This is a genomic window from Lactiplantibacillus garii (assembly GCF_003885105.1).
In the GTDB taxonomy this organism is placed as follows: domain Bacteria; phylum Bacillota; class Bacilli; order Lactobacillales; family Lactobacillaceae; genus Lactiplantibacillus; species Lactiplantibacillus garii.
This window is the reverse complement of sequence record NZ_QWZQ01000121.1, coordinates 1-818: the sequence shown is the minus strand read 5'-3', so window position 1 is coordinate 818 and position 818 is coordinate 1. Positions and strand designations below refer to the sequence as shown.

Genomic DNA, 818 nt, shown 5'->3' with positions numbered 1-818 from the left:
GTTTTTAATCCATGAAAAGCTTTGCACACCATTATAGTAGCGACATCTCTCGTGAACAATTTGAACTAATCCGGACAGATCTAGAAGGCATACGTAAGCGGACTAAGCCAAGAAAGGTTGATTTATATGATATCTTTTGTGCCCTGCTTTATACCTTGAAAAATGGGTGCGTTTGGCGCGATTTACCCAGTGATTTTCCTAAATGGGAAACCGTCTATTATTACTGGTTACTTTGGACTAAAACGCCATCTCCTGCTGGTATCACTCCTCTGGATAAGGTTTTAAAAAAATTGTCAGCCAACATCGGTTGGCTCAGAAGCGTTCAGTTTATACATCGTTCATCATTCTAGATGCTCAAAGTGTCAAGAATACCGATCCTGCTGAAAGTAGTGGCTACGATGGTGGTAAAAAGGTGAGTGGGATTAAGCGCCATCTTGCTGTAGATATCAATGGGCTGCCGATGGCAGTCCATGTGACAACCGCCAATGTTTCTGAGCGTGATGGCGCCAATGCGCTACTGGCGTTAAACAAATCACAGTTTGACCTGGTTCAACGAGTAATGGCCGATGGTGGTTATACTGGTAACAACTTTGCTCAATCAGTTCAGGCAATGATTAACGCTGAAGTCATTATTGCTAAACAGAGTGACCTTAGGCACGGTCAAGTGACCCCGCAACGCTGGGTTATCGAACGCAGTTTTAGCTGGCTAGGAAAATATCGGCGCCTCTGGCGCAATTGTGAGCGAAAGCTGAACACCAGTAAGATGATGATTAGCTTAGCCTTCCTGCGAATACTCTTGAAAAGATTCTAAACACGTT

Annotated in this window: 1 protein-coding gene; it reads left to right on the top strand. The window is 43.9% G+C overall.

Going from position 1 to position 818, the window contains the following annotated elements:
• The first annotated feature begins 11 nt into the window (after positions 1 to 11).
• A protein-coding gene (locus D1831_RS14255; protein ID WP_088899809.1) for an IS5 family transposase occupies positions 12 to 811 on the top strand; the annotation gives its coding sequence in 2 pieces (ribosomal slippage) (positions 12 to 282 and positions 282 to 811; 801 coding nt in all).
• Positions 812 to 818: the final 7 nt, after the last annotated feature.